The following is a 17,732-nucleotide window of genomic DNA, read 5'->3' as shown; positions in this document are numbered from 1 at the left end:
GCTACTCCCTGACGAGGTCCCTGAGCGGCGGGACGACAAGGCGGACGACGTTCAGGTCGAGGTCCTTGCTGCTGTAGAGGGGCACGACCAGGGCCGCCTGCCCACCTGCGGCCTTGATCGCGCCGAGCAAGGCTGTCAGCGCGGTGGTCGCGGAGGCGGGTTCGTCGCGGTCGGCAGGAAGCGCGGTCGTCCCGCTCGGCGACAGGAACGCTTGCCGGCACGCATCAAGGTGCTCGCGGTCGTAGCGCTCAGGGTAGACAGCGCGGGTAATGTCCTCGCGGGCCCCGGCGAGCGCGGTGACCCGCGCCTGTGCTGCCTCCATGAGGGCTCTTGCCAGAGCGCGGTCATAGGTAAAATCGCAGGCGAATCCCTCGCCCGGCATCGGTGCGATTTCCTGATGGCGCTGCGTCTCCATGACCTGGCAGCGAAAGACGGGCATATCGTGATCGCCCGGAACCAGCCAGATACCCGCAGCAAGATCCGCAGCCTCGAGGCGGGCCAACATGCCGGACGAGAGAGGTCCGGCGACGCGGGCCGGATCGATCCGAAGCTCCGGATAGGAACGCGGATATCGCTCCGCCCCGGCGACGCTCGCCCGTTCCAAGATTTCAAGTGCTGCATGGATGATCGCAGCAAGCATTGTCGGGCCCGCGGCGAGGCCCCGTGTCGATCGCGGAAACGCAATGGGGTGCGGCGAAGGAAGCGTGTAGATCGTATCGACCATCGCGACGGGAACCGGCCGCACGCGCCCGGTGAAGAGGTCGTAGCCGTCCGTCCAGCCAAGCCGCAGTTGATCCCACCCTGCATCGAAACCGTGCACGCGACAACCAGCATAGAGATCGCGTATCTCATCCCCCAGTTCGCGCGCGCTCGCGACCTTGATCCGCTCAGGCGCAATCCGCTCCGCCGCCCAGCATTCCAGGCTTTCCATAAGGCCCGATGCCGCCGCCTCCATGATATTGACGCCCTTGCCTTGGGATACCGCGTTGGACAGCGACAGCGGCCGTACCACCTGGACGACCGCTACTCCAGCGCGATCAAGCCGGGTCAACGATCCAACGCGCGTTATGCCAAAGCGACTCCTTTGGGAGAAGAGCGCGCGGACGAGCTCTTCGGTGGCTTCAGGCTTCCTGCCCCGGAAATCGCGGCAGGTGGATAGTTCTCGCTCGAGCTGTGCGCCCAGTTCAGCCGCCGTTGCCGCGTGCGTTTCGTTCATGCATCCCCGGTCTGAGCGCGAAGCCCGAGCCGCTCCAGATCCAGGCGCACACGCGAAGCAAGCATCGAGGCTTGTTGTTCGGTGGCGACTTCGAGCGCGCGGTGAAGGTCCGACGCAACAGCTTCCTCCGGTTCGTGGCGTGCATGCCGAAGGAGAGCCCGCTGGCGAAGCAACTCCGCTAGCCAGAAAACCTGCCCACTCCCGGTCGAGGCCGCGATTGCGCCGTCGAGGATTGACAGGGCTTCGTCGTTGCGTCCCGCACGTTCGAACAGCTCTGCGCGCATGCCGGCATAGATGGGCATGCCTTCATACGTGGCGATCTCGCGCTGGCGTGCCAGCCTGGCTTCGAATTCTGCCAGGCCGGTGGCCGCATCCCCGCTCACGCCGTGCGCCCAAGCCCGAAAAAGCGCCGCCTTTGCAAGCACGCCCGGCACGTCCTGCGCGAGCTCGGCGATCCTGTCAGCAACGGCGATAACGCCCGCATGGTCATTGCGATATCGTTGCAGCTCGATCTCGAACTCCAGCGCATGAAGGACGCTGGGGAGATGATCGATGTGCTCAGCCCAATGCTTCGCCGCGTCGATGCTTTCCGACGATCCGGCGTTGTCGCCCATGAACCAGAGAGAGAAGGCTCGTTCGCCCAGTGCGCAGACCTTCGCATCATGGCCACCGTAGCGACCGCGGCTAAATCGGGCTCGGTCCTCGTCATAGAGCTTCAAACCCTCGTTGACGCACTGCAAACAGTGTGCGTGCAGTCCGGCATCTTCGTTCGTGGCCCATGCGCAATGGAGTGACTGGAGCCGGACCTCCGGATCGGCCGAGCCCTCAAGATCGCGCAAAAGGATGTCCGACCGCACTCGCTGCGTCGCGAAGTCCGGGGCAGTGAACCACCAGCCCCAATAGAGCGGAAACCATTTCGCGCGGTCCTGATCCTTGCGTTCCGCGCAAAGCCACACTCCCTGTTCATAGATCGAGCGCGCTCGCGCCCCTCCCCTCCCGTGGAGCGCGGCAGCAACCGGTCCGCGCACCGCGAGCAGGCGAAGCAGCAGATCGTTCGCCTCGCCACCTTCTCCAACTCCCGCGAGCTGCTTCTCGGCGAAATCCAACAGGCGGTCGGCCTCGTGCAGGGCAGAGCGAGCGCCGCACGCCTCCGCCGCCTGAATTGCGTGGCGCGCTGCCGCTAACGGCTCACCGGCCTGCTCGCAATGCCATGCCATCGCCTCATCGGGCAGAGGCGAAACTGAGCCCGACTGTACAAGGCGGACAATGCGTCCATGTATTTCCCGCCGCTCGGACTTCAGAAGGCTGTCGTAGGCCGCCTCCTGGATGAGGACGTGACGAAATCGGATCGCCGCGCCCGCGGAAGTTCGACGCACGATCCCGGCCTGGGCGAGCGTCTCGATCGCTTCTTCTAGGGGAACAGGAAGAGGCTCAGGCTCCAATACGGCGACCAGGAGCTTCAGTCGGAACTCCCGCCCGAGGACACTTGCGATCTGCGCCACGCGCCTCAGCCGTCCCAGGCCAGCAAGGCGGGCCGCGATAAGGTCCTGCAGATTGAGAATGCGGCCCTCGCGAAGCAGTGTTTCCCACCCGGCCTGATCCCGAACGTCTGGCCCGGCGCGTTCCTTCAGCAGCAGCGCGAGCTGTTCGGCGAAGAGCGGGACACCGTCGCTCTTCTCGTAGACAAAGGCAGCGAGCCCATCCGGAGGCGTCGTCTCCCAAATTCGGTCGACCAGCTGCCGGGTCGCTTGATCTGTAAGGCGCGGCAACGCAATGTCGAGCACGTTCGGATCACCCAGACAATCAGAGTCGGTGGCCAAACGCGACGTTGCAATGGCAAGAACCGGTCTCGACTCGATCCATTCGGCCAGCCCTGCGATAAGAGCTTTTGTGAGCGTGTCAGCCCAATGCACGTCCTCGATCACGATGAGGACGGGTCTTGTTGCGGAGTACGATGTCAGAACCGCCAGCGTGGCCTCGACAGCGCGCTTCCGGATTTCCTGGTCCGAGAGATCGACTTGCCAGGCTTCGCTTGACAGTTCCTGCGGCTTGTCGACCAGCAGGAACGCGACGATCTCGGCGTGCAGCTCGCTAACTTCGGAGCCTAGCGACCGCAGAAAGCGAATGATGGCATCCCGATCCGGCTCGGACTCTTCGATTGCCTCCGCGGCGGCCTGCCTGATCGGCCGCAAAAACGGATGCAGCGGTTCAGTATTGCCGCGGGGCTGGCATTGAAACACAAGGCAGTCCACGCCTCTCCCTGCGAGATCACGACGGAACTCCGCAACCAGCCGCGATTTCCCCATCCCTGCGTCGCCATGCAAAAAAATGAGCTGGCCGTTGCCGTTTGTGGCACGGGCCCAGCGCCTTCGGCAAAGCTCAAGCTCGTCGTCGCGGCCGACGAAGGGCGTCGACACACGCCGGTAAGCCGTGAAGCGATCGGATTGTGGCCGGCGGGCCACTGGCCGCCACAAGCGAACTGGTTCGCCGAAGCCCTTGAGCTCCCGAAGCCCGATCTCCTCAAATTCGAACGCTCCGGTGGTCAGCCGATAGGTGGCTTCCGCCACCGCAACGGTATTCGGTGCGGCTTCGGACTGAATGCGGGCAGCGAGCGCCGGCGCGATTCCGATGACTTCTGTGTAGCTGGGAAAATCTGCTGTCGAGCCGTCGGCAATTACGACAAGGCTGGTGGCGACGCCAACTCTGACCTTCAGACTCACTCCGAACTGTTGTGCCAGCCGCTGGCAACGCTCGACCATCTCAATCGCCGCAGCAACCGCACATTCGGCGGCGTCCTCCCTCGCCTCCGGGACCCCAAAGTAGGCACAGCCGCCATCCCCTTGAGCCCGCTCAAGGTGACCGCCATAGCTGCTGATGAGGGCGGTCGCCTCATTGTGGAGAGTCCTCAATATGACACCGAAGACTTCGGGATCGAGTTGTTGCAACAAGGCTGTTGAGCCAACAACGTCGTAGAAGAGCGCGGTCACCTGCCTGCGCTCTCCCGAAAGTGCACCAACTTGTGCTTGTGTTCCCCCGGTAGCCATCGGACAGCCGCACAACTCCTAACAGCGTTCCGCTGTTTTCCGGCATGATACTATCAAAGCTCAGCAAATATCATGGAAATATTAAAGATGCTCAACCTCCACCGCGAGCTTAAAGGCTCCAGCGACAGCAGGCCCGACGCCGGTGGAGACACGCATCCGCTACGTCGTGCAGTGTTGTCGTCCGTTGAAAGGGCCTACACCAGTGCGGCCAGGATCAGCGCCGCATAGGTGAGCTGGTGCATCAATTGATCGGCTCCGTGCATCGCCCAGTAGGTCCGGGCCGTCGTATCGGCGCGGCTATGCCGCGACAGCAGTGCCTTGCCATAGTCGATGAGATAGTGAGCTACGAATTCGGCGAGCACGAGAATGGCGACGCGCGTCATGCCAGCGCCGGCGAGCATCAGTGCCGGCAGGGTTCCGAGCGCGTGCCCGCCCGCATGGACATAGCCGCCGATCATGCGGAAATTTCCTTTGCCGCGCAGGATCCAGGCGGGCTGCAGCACATAATCAGCGACGAAGTGCTTGAGCTGCATGCAAGCGAGCATCGCCACCGTCGTAATCGCCATTTCCATCGCTTCCTCCCGCGGATCGAGCGTTTAGCTGGTCAATCGTATGCACGCCGACAGGGCTGGCCTTGCCGCGGACCGCCGCAAGCCCGAGCGGCCTCGTCATCGGCTCTGCCCCGAGTTCCCGCATCGTTGCATCGCTGAGCACGATTTCGACGCCGCGCTCCTTGGCCACATTCACCAGCCGGCTCGCGAGATTGACGGTATCGCCGATGGCGGTGTAGCTCAGCCTCTCGGCGGAGCCGATATTGCCGATCAGCGCCGTGCCGCTGTTGATCCCGATGCGCACGCGGATCGCATCCTCGCCGGCAGCGATTGGCGGGTCGTCATGCATTGCCGTCCGGATCGCGACAGCCGCGCGGCAGGCGCGGGAAGCATGGTCCGCCTGTTTGCCCGGCGCATTCCAGATCGCCATGACGGCATCCCCGATGAACTTGTCGACGGTGCCTCCCTCGGCATGGATAGCGGCGACCGCGATAGACAGGAAGCGCGTCAGATGCGGCTCGACGCCGGGTCCGAGCCTCTCCGTCAGCTCGGTGAAGCCGGGCAGGTCGGCGAACATGACCGTCACTTCGCAGAGCTCGCCGCCGGGCTTCGGCTCGATGCCACCCTCGACCAGCGGTCGCACGACGTCGAGCGGCATATAGCGGGCGAAGGCCGAAAGCCCGACCGCCATTCGCTTCAACGCCTGGGACAAGTCGTTGAGCTCGGCGAGAAAGGTCGGGTGATGGCGGATGCTTTCCAGCGAGAAGCGCTCGACCGCACGCAATTGCTCCGCCAGCCGGGCGAGCGGCCGGGCGAGGAGAAAATTTGCAAAGCCGACGGCAGTTGCTGCGGCAAGCGCGGCCATGGCGAGCACGACTATGGCTATGCGCCGGATATTCTTGTCGATACCGCTTGCGAAGGTCGAGCGCGGGGTGGCGGTAACAAGGCGCCAGTTCTCGAACGGCAGGCGCGACGACGACACGAAGACGGGGCCTAGCGAAGCGTTCGGCACTACGGCGCGGAAGGCGTCGACCTTATTGGCCGCGATGGCCTCGGCGGCGGCCGTCGCCACGGCATCGGAGGCAGGAAAATCGGAAAAATGTACCGCCATCACGCCGTCGGAGGGTTGTGATGTCGCAAGCACCCGCGCGCGCTCGTCAAGAACGAAGGCTTTGCCGAGCGCCGGTAGTTCGAGCGCTTGCAGCGCCTCGGAAAGGCGCCGGAGGCTCACGGCCACCATCACCACGCCGGTAAACTTCCCGAAGGTCACGACGCGCTTCGACAGCACCATGGCCGGCTCGAAACCGTTCGGCAGCACATTGGTGACCGTCCAGACGGGCTCTCCGGTTTCCTTGCCCAAGCGATACCAGGGGGCGCCGAGTGCCACATAGGCGCTCTCCGCCTTGATGCGCTCCTCGAAAAAGATGTCGCCCGGGATCGGCCGGTAGAGATCGCGCCGCAGCGGACGGAGCTCGCCGGCTTTCGCAGCGCCGATTTCGACCATTTCGATCCGGCCGTCGGCGGTCGCATGCGACCCGAAAAAGCGCCCGTCCGGAAAGCCGAAGCCGATCCAGGCGATCGCCGGCTGCTCGCGCAGCAGCGACAGGAACAGGAACTCGCGCTTGACCTCGTCATCGGCGCCGATTGCACCCTGGAAGAAGATGGAGCGGACAACCTCGGCGGTGCTCGTCACGAGCGCCAGCGTCCGGGACAGGTCGTTCCTGACGGATCCCGCCGTCTGGGCATCGAGACTCGCGACGATTTCCTCGATGTTCTCGCCGGCTGCGCGCTGCCAGATGAGATGGATCAGCGCTGCGGTGGAGAGCACCGCCAGCATGAGGATAACGATGATGACCTGGGCGAGCTTCGGGCGATACATCGCTAGGCCTCGTGTTGGCCGGTGATCAGCCGCGCGGCGCGATCGTTGCGGGCATAGGCGACCGCCCAGTCGAGAAAGACCACGAGGCGATTACGGAAGCCGACGAGGAACCAGAGATGGGCGAAGTTCCAGACGAGCCATGCGGGATAACCGGAGAGCCTGGCCTTGCCGAAATCCGCAACCGCTGCCTTGCGGCCGATGGTCGCGAGATTGCCGTAGTCACGATAGCGGAAGGGCGCCGACTGACGTCCCGCCATGCCGGCGAGGATGGCGTGGGCCGCGTAACGCCCCATCTGCTTGGCTGCCGGCGCGACGCCAGGTACAGGACGTCCGGCCGCATCGGTCACCGAGGCCGTGTCACCGATAACGAATATCTCGTCGTGCCCAGGCGGATTGAGGCGCCCGTCGACCAGGACCCGACCGGCGCGATCGGCCGGCGCGGCGATCCACTTGGCGGCGCGCGAAGCCATGACGCCTGCGGCCCAGAGAATGCAGGCGGAGCCGATTTCTGTTCCGTCGGCCAGCCGTACGCCGCTGTCGTCACAGCCGGCGACGGCATTTCCGAGCAGGACCTCGACGCCAAGGTTTTCGAGTTGTCTCTGGGCTTTCCTCGAAAGGCAGGGCGGCATCGCCGGCAGTATCCGCTCACCCGCCTCGACGAGCACGACCCGGGCGGAGGATGAATCGATGCGCCGGAAATCACGAACGATCGTCCTTCGCGAGAGCTCGGCGATGGCGCCGGCGAGTTCGACACCCGTCGGCCCGCCGCCGACGACAACGAAGGTCAAGAACGCCTGGCGCAAGCGGGGGTCATCGGTCACCTCCGCCCGTTCGAAGGCGGAGAGGATGCGCGCGCGGATCGCCGTCGCATCGGTGATTGTCTTCAGGCCCGGGGCGTGGTCCGCCCAGGTGTCGTTGCCGAAATAAGTGTGGCGGGCGCCGGTCGCAACGATCAGGTAGTCATAGGGGATGCGCCGGCTGCCAGTCACGACGCATCGCGCGGCCGTATCGACCGCCTCGACCTTGTCCATCAGGACCGTGGCATTCGACTGCCGCGAAAGAATGCGGCGGATCGGCATGGCAATCTGCGCCGGCGAGAGCCCCGCGGTCGCCACCTGATAAAGCAGAGGCTGGAACAGGTGATAGTTTCGCCGGTCGATGACGGTGACTTCGACCGGCGCGCGACGAAGCGCCAACGCCGCGTTCAGGCCGCCGAAGCCCGCACCGAGAATGACCACGCGCGGCCGGTGCTTTGTCTGGTCCGTGCCGGCCGCAATCTTGCCCGCCACGGAGCCGCTCTGAACAGGCGCCACCGACATCGTTCAGCCCCCCGCACGGATGCGTCGGGCGACCAGATGATCGACGGAAATGACTCCGGCCCCCCGCGACAGGATGAGCAGGAGCAGGCTTGTCCACATCAGATGCTCGACCCAATGATCCGGGTAGACGAAGATCTGGATGGTGGCGACGACGCCGAGCAGCATCAGCGAGGCGAGCCGCGCGAACAGTCCCAGGGCGAGCATCGCCGCGCCACTGAGTTCCGCCGCTGTCGCCATAAGAGCGGCCAGTCCGGGATCGAGCAGCGGCACGCGATATTCGAAGGCGAACAGCTGGAGCGTAACCGGCCAGGATGCGAGCTTCGTCTGGGCGGATTGCCAGAAAACCTCCGCGACGGCAACGCGGGACGCCAATTGCACGATCGATAGCGGCAGGGCGCTCGCCCACTCCACGACGGTGTCGTGAAGCCTGTATATCGTTCTGGAAGCACTGATCGGTGTTGCGCGCATTGTGGTCATGACACTCTCTCCTGCTGGTTGGAAGACCCCTTCATGCGATGGATGCCGATGACGAGCTCGCTGACGAAAAGGCCCGCCAGCGCTCGAGCGATATCGAACTCAGGCGAATGGCGGCAGGCGCGAGCGACCGCAGCCTCGAGTCCGCTGCCCCGCATCAACATGTGCCAGAACGCAAACTCCGCGGCGTCGAGGCGCAGGAAGCGAACGGTGTCGGCATGTCTCCACAGCGCAATGCGCTCCGGTTCGCGTTCGAGATTCGAGAGCCTGTCGGGATCACCTCCCTGCTGGTGCGCCGCCCATATGCTGAGGGCGGGCCAGCGGCACAGAACAAGTCGCAGCGAAGGCTGTAGAAAGAGCGCGAAGGACCCGCTCGAAAGCCCCTCGTAGAGCTCGATGAGTGTGCTTGGCCGCCCCAGCGGCGCGTCGAGCGCTTCGGCGATCTTCCACTCCAGGCGCGCCACCTCGGAAACGAAGGGCATATCGGCGGTTCCCTCGAAGCGCGCGAGGAATGGCGCAAATCCTGCGCCGTAGCGCGAAAGGCGCGGCTCTTGTGGCGGGCTGTTGCGGATGAAGCGGCCGGCCACATAACTGAAGTAGCGTTCGTCGAGCAGCCGCACCGTCACGGGGAACACGGCCTTCAACGTCGTCGTGAGCGAGACCAACGTATTGTTGCGGTAGATATTGAGGCGCCTTGCGGGATCGAAACGACCCCGCTCGAGGAGTGGCAGGATATCTGCGGGCCCGGTCGTCAGAACCGCACGCGCGACCACGCTCTGCAGGGTTTCAATGGAGGACATGGCCGTCCCTCCTGCAATGGTCCGCTGCGCAGTTGCCGCAAGCGGCTCTAACTGCCGCGATGGCAGCGAGCGCCGGGAAACGGATGCCACTCGCGTCGTCGCGGCGGGGTAGCGTCATTGTCTCGAAACGGCTGTCCCGCACGGCGACCGGCGGCTCCTCCGGGCGCTCGCCGAAGGCGATACTGCGGGCGAGCATGTCCGCCCACATGGCTTCGCCCAATAAGACCTCGAGCGGCGGCACATCCGTGTCCCATTCGATCAGTGTCGGTCGCGGGCCGATCCTGCGGAGAGCGTGGGCATAGAGCGACCAGACGGCCGGCGGCACGCGCGACCCGTGGTCGTCGATGAGAATGACGTCGCCGTCCACTTCATTGACTGCGTGGCCGGCAAGGTGGATTTCACCGATCGCGTCGGCAGGCAGGGCGTCGATAAACGCCAATGCATCGAAATCGAGGTTGCTTGCGGAGACATGGACGTTGTTGACGTCCAGCAGCAGGCCGCAACCGGTCCGGTTGACGAGCTCGTTCAGGAACTCTGCCTCGGTCATGCTCGATTCCGCGAAGGCCAGATAGGCGGAGAGATTTTCGATGAACACCTGACGCTTGAGCGTATCCTGCAGCCGGCCGATGTTCCCGGAAACGATGGTGAGCGCCTCGTCGTCGTAACGGAGCGGCAGGAGGTCGTTGAGGTAGGCGCCGTCGGCGACGCTCCAGGCAAGGTGCTCCGAGACGATCGCCGGCTGGAAGCGCTCACAGACGAGACGCAGCCGCTCCAGATGCGCTCGGTCGAGACCCGAGGCGCTGCCGAGCGACAGTCCGACGCCGTGCACCGAAAGCGGATAAACCTCCCGTAGCTTCTCGAGCGCCTCCACGGCCGCTGATTGGCCCATGTAGTTTTCGGCATGGACTTCCAGCCAACCCGCAGCAGGCCTGCGGGAAAGCATCTCGGAAATGTGTATCGAACGGAGGCCGATGCCCGCAGCGCACGGCACCGGGTGGGTTGGAAACGTCTTGGGCATCGGTCTACTCCCTTTTTGCTTGTTGTCGGAGGCCGTCAGGCCTTGGGGGCGTCGCTGCCGCCGGCGATCTTTCCGCAGGTGCCGGCAGGCACGTAGATCCAGGCGTCGGCCTGGTCGTCCATCGTCGAGGTGCCCGCGCAGGAATGGGTGGCTGTCTGGCAGTCGTTCTGCCCGGCTTTGACGATGCCGTAGCATTTCTCGAACGAGAACTCGGGCTGGGCGGCCGGTCCTGCCGATGCGGTCGACGCCGAGACGGAGGCGATCGCGGCAAGCGCGGAACTGATGAGCGTACGAGTGTTGATCATTGAACATCTCCTGGATCTGACGTTGTTCAGACCGGGTATCGGCCTGATGCTGACAAGCTTCGCAGACCGCTCGAGCTCTTTGAAATGCTGTTCAGGCATGGTTTCGATAGGCCGAACTATCCGCCGGCGACGGGCGGCACCTGAGACGAAAAAAGCCCCCCGGATCGGGCCGATCGGGGGGCAACACTGCCATCGGGAGGGAGATGGCAAGGAGGTGCGCTCGGGCGGTGGCGACGCACCCTGATTGGTCGGGAAGCGCTGAGGCGTCTAGAGGTAACGCGTACTGATATCGACGCTCGAACGCTTCCCTATCGCGTCATAGTTCGCCATCAGCCAGTCCTCCGCGCACTGTCGACCGCGGTCACGGAGGTCTACGAGGGCTCCCCACTCGGCATTGAGCTTGCTGGAGACGCTGAGGTTTCTCATCGTCTCGTCGTCGGAAATGCCATGTACGAAGATGCGTTTGAGGCCAAGAGAATTACCGGCCTCGGAATCGATCAGGTGCGTCACGAAGGCGATTGCCCGCATCTCCCTCAGTAGTGACGAGTTGAAGCTGATTTCGTTGATCCTGTTCAGTATTTCGGCCGCAGTGCGCGGCAGTTCCGTTCGCTCCAGCGGGTTGATGTGCACCACCAACACATCCGGCGTGTCGCAACCATAGATCAGCGGGAAAATGGCGGGGTTCCCCATGTAGCCTCCGTCCCAATAGGCCTCGCCGTCGATCTCTACGGCTTGAAACAGGAACGGCAGGCAGGCCGAGGCCATGACGGCGTCGATCGAGATCTCGTCATTGGAAAACACCTTGACCTTGCCGGAGCGCACGTTGGTCGCGCAGATGTTCAGCTTCACGGGACAACGCGACATGCGGATCGCATCGAGATCGATCGACTGTTCCAAAACCTGGCGCAGCGGATTGTAGTTCAACGGGTTGAACTGGTAGGGCGATAGCAGCCGCGTCACCATATCGAAGACGACGAAGGCCGGCGAATACTCCAAGGATTTCGACCCGGTCAGGCGGTCGAGCAAGCTCGGCTGCAGCGGACTGAAGGCTGCCGCATGGCTGATGCGGCGCCAGAAATTGGCGAGAGCCCTTTGCGCGCCGCTGCGTCCGCCCTCTGCAAGCCCATAGGCCAGGACCGCGGCGTTCATCGCGCCGGCGCTGGTCGCAACGATGCCTTCGAAGGAAAGGTTCGCCTCGTCGAGCAGCCGGTCGAGCACGCCCCAGGTGAATGCGCCGTGCGCACCGCCGCCCTGAAGCGCGAGGTTTATCGTTCGCGGCGGACGCAGGTCTTCCTTGGAGCGCCGCACCTGGTGCTCGGATTCCGGCAGGCCCACATGGGTGTGCTTGTTCATGGCTCTCCTCCTCTCGATCAATGGGCTGTCCACCCGCCATCGACGGGAATGGCCGCGCCGGTGATCGAGGCGGCCGCGCTGCTGCACAAGAAGACGCTGAGCGCCCCCATCTCCTCGACCGTCGCGAAGCGCTTGGTCGGCTGGTTCTTCAGGAACACGTCGCGGATAACCGCGTCCCGGGGGATCCCGTGCGACTTGGCCTGGCCGTCGATCTGCGCCTCCACCAGCGGCGTCCAGACATAGCCCGGGCAGATCGCATTGGCCGTAATGCCGAATTCCGCGCCTTCGAGCGCCACGACCTTGGTGAGTCCGACAAGCCCATGTTTGGCGGCCACGTAAGCGGACTTGAAGGGCGAGGCGACGAGACCGTGAGCCGAGGCGACGTTGATGACGCGTCCGTAACCGCGAGCGCGCATCTGCCCGTAGGTCGCCCGAACGAGGTGAAACGCAGCAGAAAGATTGATCCCAAGGATCGCGTCCCATTTGGCCTCAGGGAATTCGGCGATCGGCGCAACATGCTGGATCCCGGCATTGTTCACGACGATGTCGATCTGTCCGAAGCGGGCGCCGGCGCGCTCGACCATCATCCGGATGGCCTCCGGACTCGACATGTCGGCGCTGTCATAGGCGACGTCGACGTCGTTCTCCTCCGCCATCTCGGCCCGCTGCCGTTCGATTTCGGCCGGATCGCCAAAGCCGTTGAGCATCACTGCTGCGCCCGCCTTGGCCAGCGCCTGGGCGATGCCGAGACCAATGCCGCTGGTGGAACCGGTGACGATGGCGCTGCGCCCCTCGAGCGCCCTGCGCCCGAACATCGCGTCGATTTCAGCGTCGGTACTTTTGAGCATGTCCGCGTCTCCTCACGTTTCGGCCGAAAGGCCCTTTCCGGGAAGAGAATGGCTCTCTATTCATTTCAACTGAAATGCCACTGTGCTATGAATTCGATAGGTGAATTGCATTGGCGAAGGCGGCGCGCACGGGGGAAGTTCATCGCCTCGACTTCGGCGCTGCGCGTCGGCCAGGACCCATGGCGGGTCTCTATAGCACTTTTGATTGATTTCTAGATCGGATCCGATCCGAAGCAATATGCCGTAGAAGCCTTCCGGGGGGGGCAGGTATGGACATTCACCACGTTCGCTATTTCCTGGCGGTCTGCGAAACGCGCAACTTCACGCGCGCCGCCGAGAAATGCAATGTAACGCAGCCGGCATTGAGCCGCGCAATCCAGCAACTCGAGGACGAGGTTGGCGGACTGTTGTTCCGGCGCGAGCGCAACCTCACTCATCTGACCGACCTCGGAAACCTGCTGAGGCCGCGCTTCCAGTCGATCGTCGACGAGTTGTCGGGTGTTCGGCAGGAGGCGTCGCGCTTCCTTTGCCTCGAGGATGCGCATGTGAAGGTCGGCATCATGTGCACGATCGGGCCGCGCCGTTTCACCGGCCTGCTCACCGACTTCAACCTCCGTCATCGCGGCATTCAGCTTCAGCTCGTCGAAGGAGTACCTCTCGGTCTTTCCGAACTGCTGGAGGCCGGTGAGATCGATGTCGCGATCATGGCAAGCAGTGACCAATTCCCCGAGCGTTTCGATGTCACGCCGCTGTTTCGCGAGCGGTTCATGCTGGCCTTCCCAGCCGGCCACCGCTTGAGCCAGTACGAGGCAATCCCCATCTCGGCAATCGACGGCGAAGTCTATCTCAGGCGGGTCAACTGCGAATTCAACGACTATCTTTCCGATGTCTGCGAAGCTTGCGGAGTGCGTACCCAGGATTCCTATTCGAGCGAGCGGGAGGACTGGATCCAGAACATGGTCGCCGGCGGTCTCGGCATCTGCTTCCTGCCCGAATACAGCGCCGTCATCCCGGGCCTCCAGGTGCGTCCCGTCACCGATCCGGAAGTGACCCGGGAGGTCTGCCTCGTGACCGTCGCCGGCAGGCGGTTTTCGCCTGCCATGGCGACATTCGTCAGCGCCGTGAAATCCTATGGCTGGGCCGCCCCGCATTCGGGAATAGACATGCGGCGCATCGCCTGAGCCTGCTACAGCGCCGGGCTTCTTATCAGACGCGCAAAGTCGCTGTAGCACTTTGAATTGCTGCATGCCTTTGTCCTTAAATCGAGGTCGATTCAAGGAGACATGCAGTAGCGCGCACGCGGGTCCGACGGCTACGACCGCGGCCGCGCGTCCTCTCTACCGCAATAGCTCTGAGCTATGGAATTCAAAAGCAGGCGGCATTTCTTTGTCGGCGGAATCTCCCGCAATCTCCTTGTGCCGCCGGAATTTCTCCGGCGTTACCGACGAAGGAGAACCCGACATGCCTCAGAAGTTTACTGCGGGCCGCCTGCCGCTCGCCATTGCAACGCTCGGCCTTTTTGCCTCCACCTTCGCAACCGTGCCCGCTCTTGCCGGGGAATGCCCGGCCGATCAGGTGGCGGCAGGCGCCATGGCGCCGGGCGCGACCGCACCGGACGGCGTCACCGATGATGTCCTCGCCTCGATCGATCTCTCCTCCAGGGGCGGCGACTGGAAAGGAAGCGCGCTGCGTTTTCGCAAACTGGTCGTCCAGCCGGGCGGCGTCGTGCCGTGGCATTCGCATGAGGCACGTCCCGCCAACATCCTGATCCTCGAAGGCACGATCACCGAGTATCGCAGCAACTGCAAGGTTCCGATCGAGCACAAGGCCGGCGAAGTCACCGCCGAGTTCGGCGAGCTTGCCCACTGGTGGAAGAACAACGGCTCCAAGCCGGCCGTGCTCTACTCGGCCGATATCCTGCCGCCGATGTCGAAAGACGATCACGCCATGTGAGCCGCAAGGCGACAGCACCGCAACATCGCGGACGTTTCCGGCCGCTGGCGGGAACGTCCGCATTTACAGGAGGACAAGCGATGGCGAACCTCGATCATGCCTCGCCGCCGGCGTCCATGTCCGTTCTGGCGAACCCCGTTGCCGACCGCTGGCATTTCGGCCTCATTGCGCTCATCGCGTTCCTGACTCTCGTCGACCTCTTCGCCGCCCAGGCGATCCTGCCATCGCTGCAGCGAGAGTTCGGGGTGAGCCGCGCCACAATGGGCCTCGCGGTCAATGCCAGCACCTTCGGCATGGCGGCCGCTGGTCTCGCCATCGGCATCTTCGGGCGCAACCTGGATCGGCGAAACGGCATCTGGATCAGTCTCGCACTGCTTGCCGTGCCCACCGTGCTCCTCTCGACGACCCGGGACATTGCGACCTTTGCCGGCCTGCGAGTGGCGCAGGGCCTGTGCATGGCGACCGCCTTCACGCTCACCATGGCCTATCTTTCGGAGCGTTTCCCGGCCGAGCGGGCCACGGGCGCGCTTGCGGCCTATGTCACCGGCAATGTCGCGAGCAACCTCTTCGGCCGCATTCTCTCCGCGGCAGTTGCCGACCTCGGCGGATTGTCCATCAACTTCCAGACCTTCGCGCTGCTCAACCTGGCGGGCGCGGCCCTCGTTTGGACCACGTTGAAGCGGACGGAACGCATGATGCCGGACCGGCACAGGCGAAGCAGGAGCGGAAACTGGCGCTCGGTGCTCGGCAATCGACGCCTGCAGAGCGTGCTCACCATCGGCTTCCTGATCCTCTTCGTCTTCATAGGGACATTCACCTATGTCAACTTCCGGCTGGTCGAGCTCGGGCTGTCGCCGATGCAGCTCGGCCTCGTCTATCTGGTATTCCTGCCATCGCTGTTCACCACGCCGCTCGGCGGGTATATCTCGCGTCGTCTCGGCGCCGGGGCCGGCATTGTGCTGACGCTCCTATGCGCTGTGCTCGGGCTGGTCGCACTTCTCAGCAGCAGCATCGCCGTTGTGCTTGCGGGCCTCGCCATGGTCGCCGTCGGCACGTTTCTCGCGCAGGCGCTTGCAACCAGCCAGGTCGGTCACATCGCCGAGACGGAGAAGGCGACGGCAAGCGGCGCCTACCTCGCCTCCTATTACACGGGCGGGCTCTTCGGCAGCCTGGTGATCGGCCAGATCTACGATCGCTTCGGATGGACCACTTCAGTGCTGATGCTCGTCGCGCTGGTTGTGCTCGCCATGCTCTTTGCCGTGGCGCTGCGCGCTATGAGGTCCGGTTATCGAAATGGACAAGAGACGGCATTATCAAAACGCAACGGCGAGCCGCATCTTTGAATAAGCCCATCGGGGGCTACTGCATGATTCCTACATCGGAATCGATTCAGGACAAAGTCATGCAGCAACTCAAATTGCTACAGCGACCTTTGCGCGTCCGGTTGGGCCCGCGGCGCTGTAGAGAGAGGAGCTTTGAAATGATGAAGATCAGCAATGCGATACTATCGGCAGTCTTGCTCACCGCGATGACGGCACTGGCTCATGTTTCGACGGCCGAGGCCGCAGACGGGGACGGTATCGTGACGGTCAAGAGCCGCTATTCGGTCAGCGAGACGGTGAACCGCATCAAGCGCAGCGTCGAGGACAAGGGGATCTCCCTCTTCGGCGTCATCGACCAGGCCAAGCTCGGCAATGCCGCCGGCAACGAGGTGCGTCCGTCGCGCTTGGTGATGTTCGGCAACCCGGCACTCGGCACGACTTTCATCACCGCCAATCCTCTCGCCGGACTCGACTGGCCCGTCCGGGTCCTCGTCTATCAGGCGAAGGACGGATCCGTCTACGCCGCCTACACCGACTTCGGCTGGATCGCAAAGCGGCATCGAATTTCGAGTCGGGACCGCCAATTCGCCATGGCATCGCAGGTCATCGAAGCGGTCACCGCAACCGTTAAAGAGTAAGGCGCGGCCAAAGGTCCCTCCCTGTGAGTGGCATCGTTTGGGGAGGGCCACCCCGATCTCCTAAAGCGCGTCGTGTTCAATCGAATTCAATGAGGCGTGCAAAGGTCGCTGTAGCACTTTGAACTGCTGCATGTTTTATCCTTAAATCGGCTAGGATTTAAGGAAACCTGCAGGAACGAGGATCACGCCATTTCCAACAAGCATCCTTCCGACGAGCAAAACCGCCAAGAGCCGCCTCAGGAACCGCCGATGTCGCTGCATCAGCGAATTCTAAGCGAGGTCGAGGGGCGTATCCTGTCCGGTGAGTGGCCGCCGGGATACCGCATACCCTTCGAGCATGAACTCACGGATCAATACGGCTGCTCGCGGATGACCGTGAACAAGGCGCTTTCCGAGCTCGTCAAGCGCGGCTTGATCGAGCGGCGGCGCAAGTCCGGCAGCTATGTCAGCTTTCCACAGGTCCAGTCGGCGGTGATGGAGATCCACGACGTCAAGCGCGAGGTTCAGGCACTCGGCCTCGATTACGCCTACCGCCTCGACGAGAGAAAGCTGCGCAAGATGAATGCCGCCGATGCCGGACGCATCGACCTGCCGGCAGCTTCCCGGCTGCTCGATATCACCTGCCGCCATTTCGCCGGCGGCCGCGTCTTCTGCCTCGAGGAGCGCTTGATCAACCTTATCGCAGTGCCGGAGGCCGAAACGGAGAGCTTCGATACCGTCGCTCCCGGGTCCTGGCTACTCGGCAAGGTGCCCTGGAGCACGGCGGAGCATCGCATCAAGGCCGTGGCGGCAAGCCGCCAAGCGGCGCAAGCGCTCGGGATCGCGACCGGTGCGCCCTGCCTCGTCATTGAGCGTCGAACCTGGAGCGGCGGCGCGCCGGTGACGAGCGTCAGGCTCACCTATCCGGGCGATCGCCACGAACTCATCGCCGAGTTCGCGCCAAGCGCGGCGGGTTAGGTTCCTTTGCCCTTACGGAGCCGAGACACGGCATGACGGTCCACCCGGCGGCGAT

General features: G+C 63.7%; 16 protein-coding genes. 5 read left to right on the top strand and 11 right to left on the bottom strand.

The window, feature by feature from the left end; all coding sequences use genetic code 11:
• Nucleotide 1: 1 nt before the first annotated feature.
• The 11 genes from M728_RS24015 to M728_RS23965 all read right to left on the bottom strand — a co-directional run bounded on the left by M728_RS24015 (nucleotide 2) and on the right by M728_RS23965 (nucleotide 12,807).
• On the bottom strand, nucleotides 2–1,216 hold the full coding sequence (locus M728_RS24015) for a YcaO-like family protein (protein ID WP_051440895.1): 1,215 nt from the start codon (nucleotides 1,214–1,216) through the stop codon (nucleotides 2–4).
• Nucleotides 1,213–4,203 (bottom strand): AAA family ATPase, encoded by a 2,991-nt coding sequence (locus M728_RS24010; RefSeq protein ID WP_051440894.1) that lies wholly within the window; start codon nucleotides 4,201–4,203, stop codon nucleotides 1,213–1,215. The genes M728_RS24015 and M728_RS24010 overlap by 4 nt, the downstream gene beginning before the upstream one ends.
• A gap of 251 nt (nucleotides 4,204–4,454) precedes the next feature.
• The gene (locus M728_RS24005; protein WP_026620878.1) at nucleotides 4,455–4,832 is read right to left on the bottom strand and encodes a DUF3307 domain-containing protein; all 378 of its coding nucleotides are present in this window, start codon (nucleotides 4,830–4,832) and stop codon (nucleotides 4,455–4,457) included.
• Nucleotides 4,768–6,690 carry an adenylate/guanylate cyclase domain-containing protein gene (locus M728_RS24000; RefSeq protein WP_026620877.1) on the bottom strand — a complete coding sequence of 641 codons (1,923 nt, stop codon included), beginning with the start codon at nucleotides 6,688–6,690 and terminating at the stop codon, nucleotides 4,768–4,770. The genes M728_RS24005 and M728_RS24000 overlap by 65 nt, the downstream gene beginning before the upstream one ends.
• 2 nt (nucleotides 6,691–6,692) lie before the next feature.
• Nucleotides 6,693–8,009, bottom strand: a complete 1,317-nt coding sequence (locus M728_RS23995) for an NAD(P)/FAD-dependent oxidoreductase (protein WP_026620876.1) — start codon at nucleotides 8,007–8,009, stop codon at nucleotides 6,693–6,695.
• A gap of 3 nt (nucleotides 8,010–8,012) precedes the next feature.
• Nucleotides 8,013–8,486, bottom strand: coding sequence for a DoxX family protein (locus M728_RS23990; RefSeq protein ID WP_026620875.1), 474 nt, complete (start codon nucleotides 8,484–8,486; stop codon nucleotides 8,013–8,015).
• Nucleotides 8,483–9,283: a putative DNA-binding domain-containing protein gene (locus M728_RS23985; protein ID WP_026620874.1), complete on the bottom strand. Its 801-nt coding sequence runs from the start codon at nucleotides 9,281–9,283 to the stop codon at nucleotides 8,483–8,485. The genes M728_RS23990 and M728_RS23985 overlap by 4 nt, the downstream gene beginning before the upstream one ends.
• Nucleotides 9,270–10,301, bottom strand: coding sequence for a DUF692 domain-containing protein (locus tag M728_RS23980; RefSeq protein WP_026620873.1), 1,032 nt, complete (start codon nucleotides 10,299–10,301; stop codon nucleotides 9,270–9,272). The genes M728_RS23985 and M728_RS23980 overlap by 14 nt, the downstream gene beginning before the upstream one ends.
• A 35-nt stretch (nucleotides 10,302–10,336) precedes the next feature.
• On the bottom strand, nucleotides 10,337–10,606 hold the full coding sequence (locus tag M728_RS23975; protein ID WP_026620872.1) for a DUF2282 domain-containing protein: 270 nt from the start codon (nucleotides 10,604–10,606) through the stop codon (nucleotides 10,337–10,339).
• A 267-nt stretch (nucleotides 10,607–10,873) separates the two neighbouring features.
• A complete protein-coding gene (locus M728_RS23970) occupies nucleotides 10,874–11,959 on the bottom strand; it encodes a patatin-like phospholipase family protein (protein WP_026620871.1) in 1,086 nt (361 codons plus the stop codon).
• A 17-nt stretch (nucleotides 11,960–11,976) separates the two neighbouring features.
• The gene (locus M728_RS23965; RefSeq protein ID WP_026620870.1) at nucleotides 11,977–12,807 is read right to left on the bottom strand and encodes a 3-hydroxybutyrate dehydrogenase; all 831 of its coding nucleotides are present in this window, start codon (nucleotides 12,805–12,807) and stop codon (nucleotides 11,977–11,979) included.
• Nucleotides 12,808–13,076: 269 nt separating this feature from the next.
• Here M728_RS23965 and M728_RS23960 point away from each other — a divergent pair, with 269 nt between their 5' ends.
• The 5 genes from M728_RS23960 (at nucleotide 13,077) to hutC (ending at nucleotide 17,677) form a co-directional block, all read left to right on the top strand.
• The gene (locus tag M728_RS23960; protein ID WP_026620869.1) at nucleotides 13,077–13,988 is read left to right on the top strand and encodes a LysR family transcriptional regulator; all 912 of its coding nucleotides are present in this window, start codon (nucleotides 13,077–13,079) and stop codon (nucleotides 13,986–13,988) included.
• Nucleotides 13,989–14,268: 280 nt separating this feature from the next.
• Nucleotides 14,269–14,760 carry a cupin domain-containing protein gene (locus tag M728_RS23955; RefSeq protein WP_026620868.1) on the top strand — a complete coding sequence of 164 codons (492 nt, stop codon included), beginning with the start codon at nucleotides 14,269–14,271 and terminating at the stop codon, nucleotides 14,758–14,760.
• An 80-nt stretch (nucleotides 14,761–14,840) separates the two neighbouring features.
• The gene (locus M728_RS23950; protein ID WP_026620867.1) at nucleotides 14,841–16,103 is read left to right on the top strand and encodes an MFS transporter; all 1,263 of its coding nucleotides are present in this window, start codon (nucleotides 14,841–14,843) and stop codon (nucleotides 16,101–16,103) included.
• Nucleotides 16,104–16,240: 137 nt separating this feature from the next.
• Entirely contained in the window at nucleotides 16,241–16,720 is a 480-nt protein-coding gene (locus tag M728_RS23945) for a DUF302 domain-containing protein (RefSeq protein ID WP_026620866.1), read from the top strand.
• Between the two features lie 249 nt (nucleotides 16,721–16,969).
• Nucleotides 16,970–17,677, top strand: a complete 708-nt coding sequence (hutC, locus tag M728_RS23940; protein ID WP_034883639.1) for a histidine utilization repressor — start codon at nucleotides 16,970–16,972, stop codon at nucleotides 17,675–17,677.
• The last annotated feature ends 55 nt before the right edge of the window (nucleotides 17,678–17,732 follow it).

The organism is Ensifer sp. WSM1721, assembly GCF_000513895.2.
GTDB lineage: Bacteria > Pseudomonadota > Alphaproteobacteria > Rhizobiales > Rhizobiaceae > Sinorhizobium.
Note: the sequence above shows the minus strand (reverse complement) of the source record. Positions and strands in the feature narration are given on the sequence as shown.

Bases quoted from the DNA above. Each gene is read 5' to 3' on its own strand.
- M728_RS23960 (WP_026620869.1), top strand. From the start codon at position 13,077: ATGGACATTCACCACGTTCGCTATTTCCTGGCGGTCTGCGAAACGCGC.
- M728_RS24005 (WP_026620878.1), bottom strand. From the start codon at position 4,832: ATGGAAATGGCGATTACGACGGTGGCGATGCTCGCTTGCATGCAGCTC.
- M728_RS23975 (WP_026620872.1), bottom strand. From the start codon at position 10,606: ATGATCAACACTCGTACGCTCATCAGTTCCGCGCTTGCCGCGATCGCC.
- M728_RS23985 (WP_026620874.1), bottom strand. From the start codon at position 9,283: ATGTCCTCCATTGAAACCCTGCAGAGCGTGGTCGCGCGTGCGGTTCTG.
- M728_RS23945 (WP_026620866.1), top strand. From the start codon at position 16,241: ATGATGAAGATCAGCAATGCGATACTATCGGCAGTCTTGCTCACCGCG.
- M728_RS23970 (WP_026620871.1), bottom strand. From the start codon at position 11,959: ATGAACAAGCACACCCATGTGGGCCTGCCGGAATCCGAGCACCAGGTG.
- M728_RS23990 (WP_026620875.1), bottom strand. From the start codon at position 8,486: ATGACCACAATGCGCGCAACACCGATCAGTGCTTCCAGAACGATATAC.
- M728_RS23965 (WP_026620870.1), bottom strand. From the start codon at position 12,807: ATGCTCAAAAGTACCGACGCTGAAATCGACGCGATGTTCGGGCGCAGG.
- M728_RS23980 (WP_026620873.1), bottom strand. From the start codon at position 10,301: ATGCCCAAGACGTTTCCAACCCACCCGGTGCCGTGCGCTGCGGGCATC.
- M728_RS24000 (WP_026620877.1), bottom strand. From the start codon at position 6,690: ATGTATCGCCCGAAGCTCGCCCAGGTCATCATCGTTATCCTCATGCTG.
- M728_RS24015 (WP_051440895.1), bottom strand. From the start codon at position 1,216: ATGAACGAAACGCACGCGGCAACGGCGGCTGAACTGGGCGCACAGCTC.
- M728_RS23955 (WP_026620868.1), top strand. From the start codon at position 14,269: ATGCCTCAGAAGTTTACTGCGGGCCGCCTGCCGCTCGCCATTGCAACG.
- M728_RS23950 (WP_026620867.1), top strand. From the start codon at position 14,841: ATGGCGAACCTCGATCATGCCTCGCCGCCGGCGTCCATGTCCGTTCTG.
- M728_RS23995 (WP_026620876.1), bottom strand. From the start codon at position 8,009: ATGTCGGTGGCGCCTGTTCAGAGCGGCTCCGTGGCGGGCAAGATTGCG.
- hutC (WP_034883639.1), top strand. From the start codon at position 16,970: ATGTCGCTGCATCAGCGAATTCTAAGCGAGGTCGAGGGGCGTATCCTG.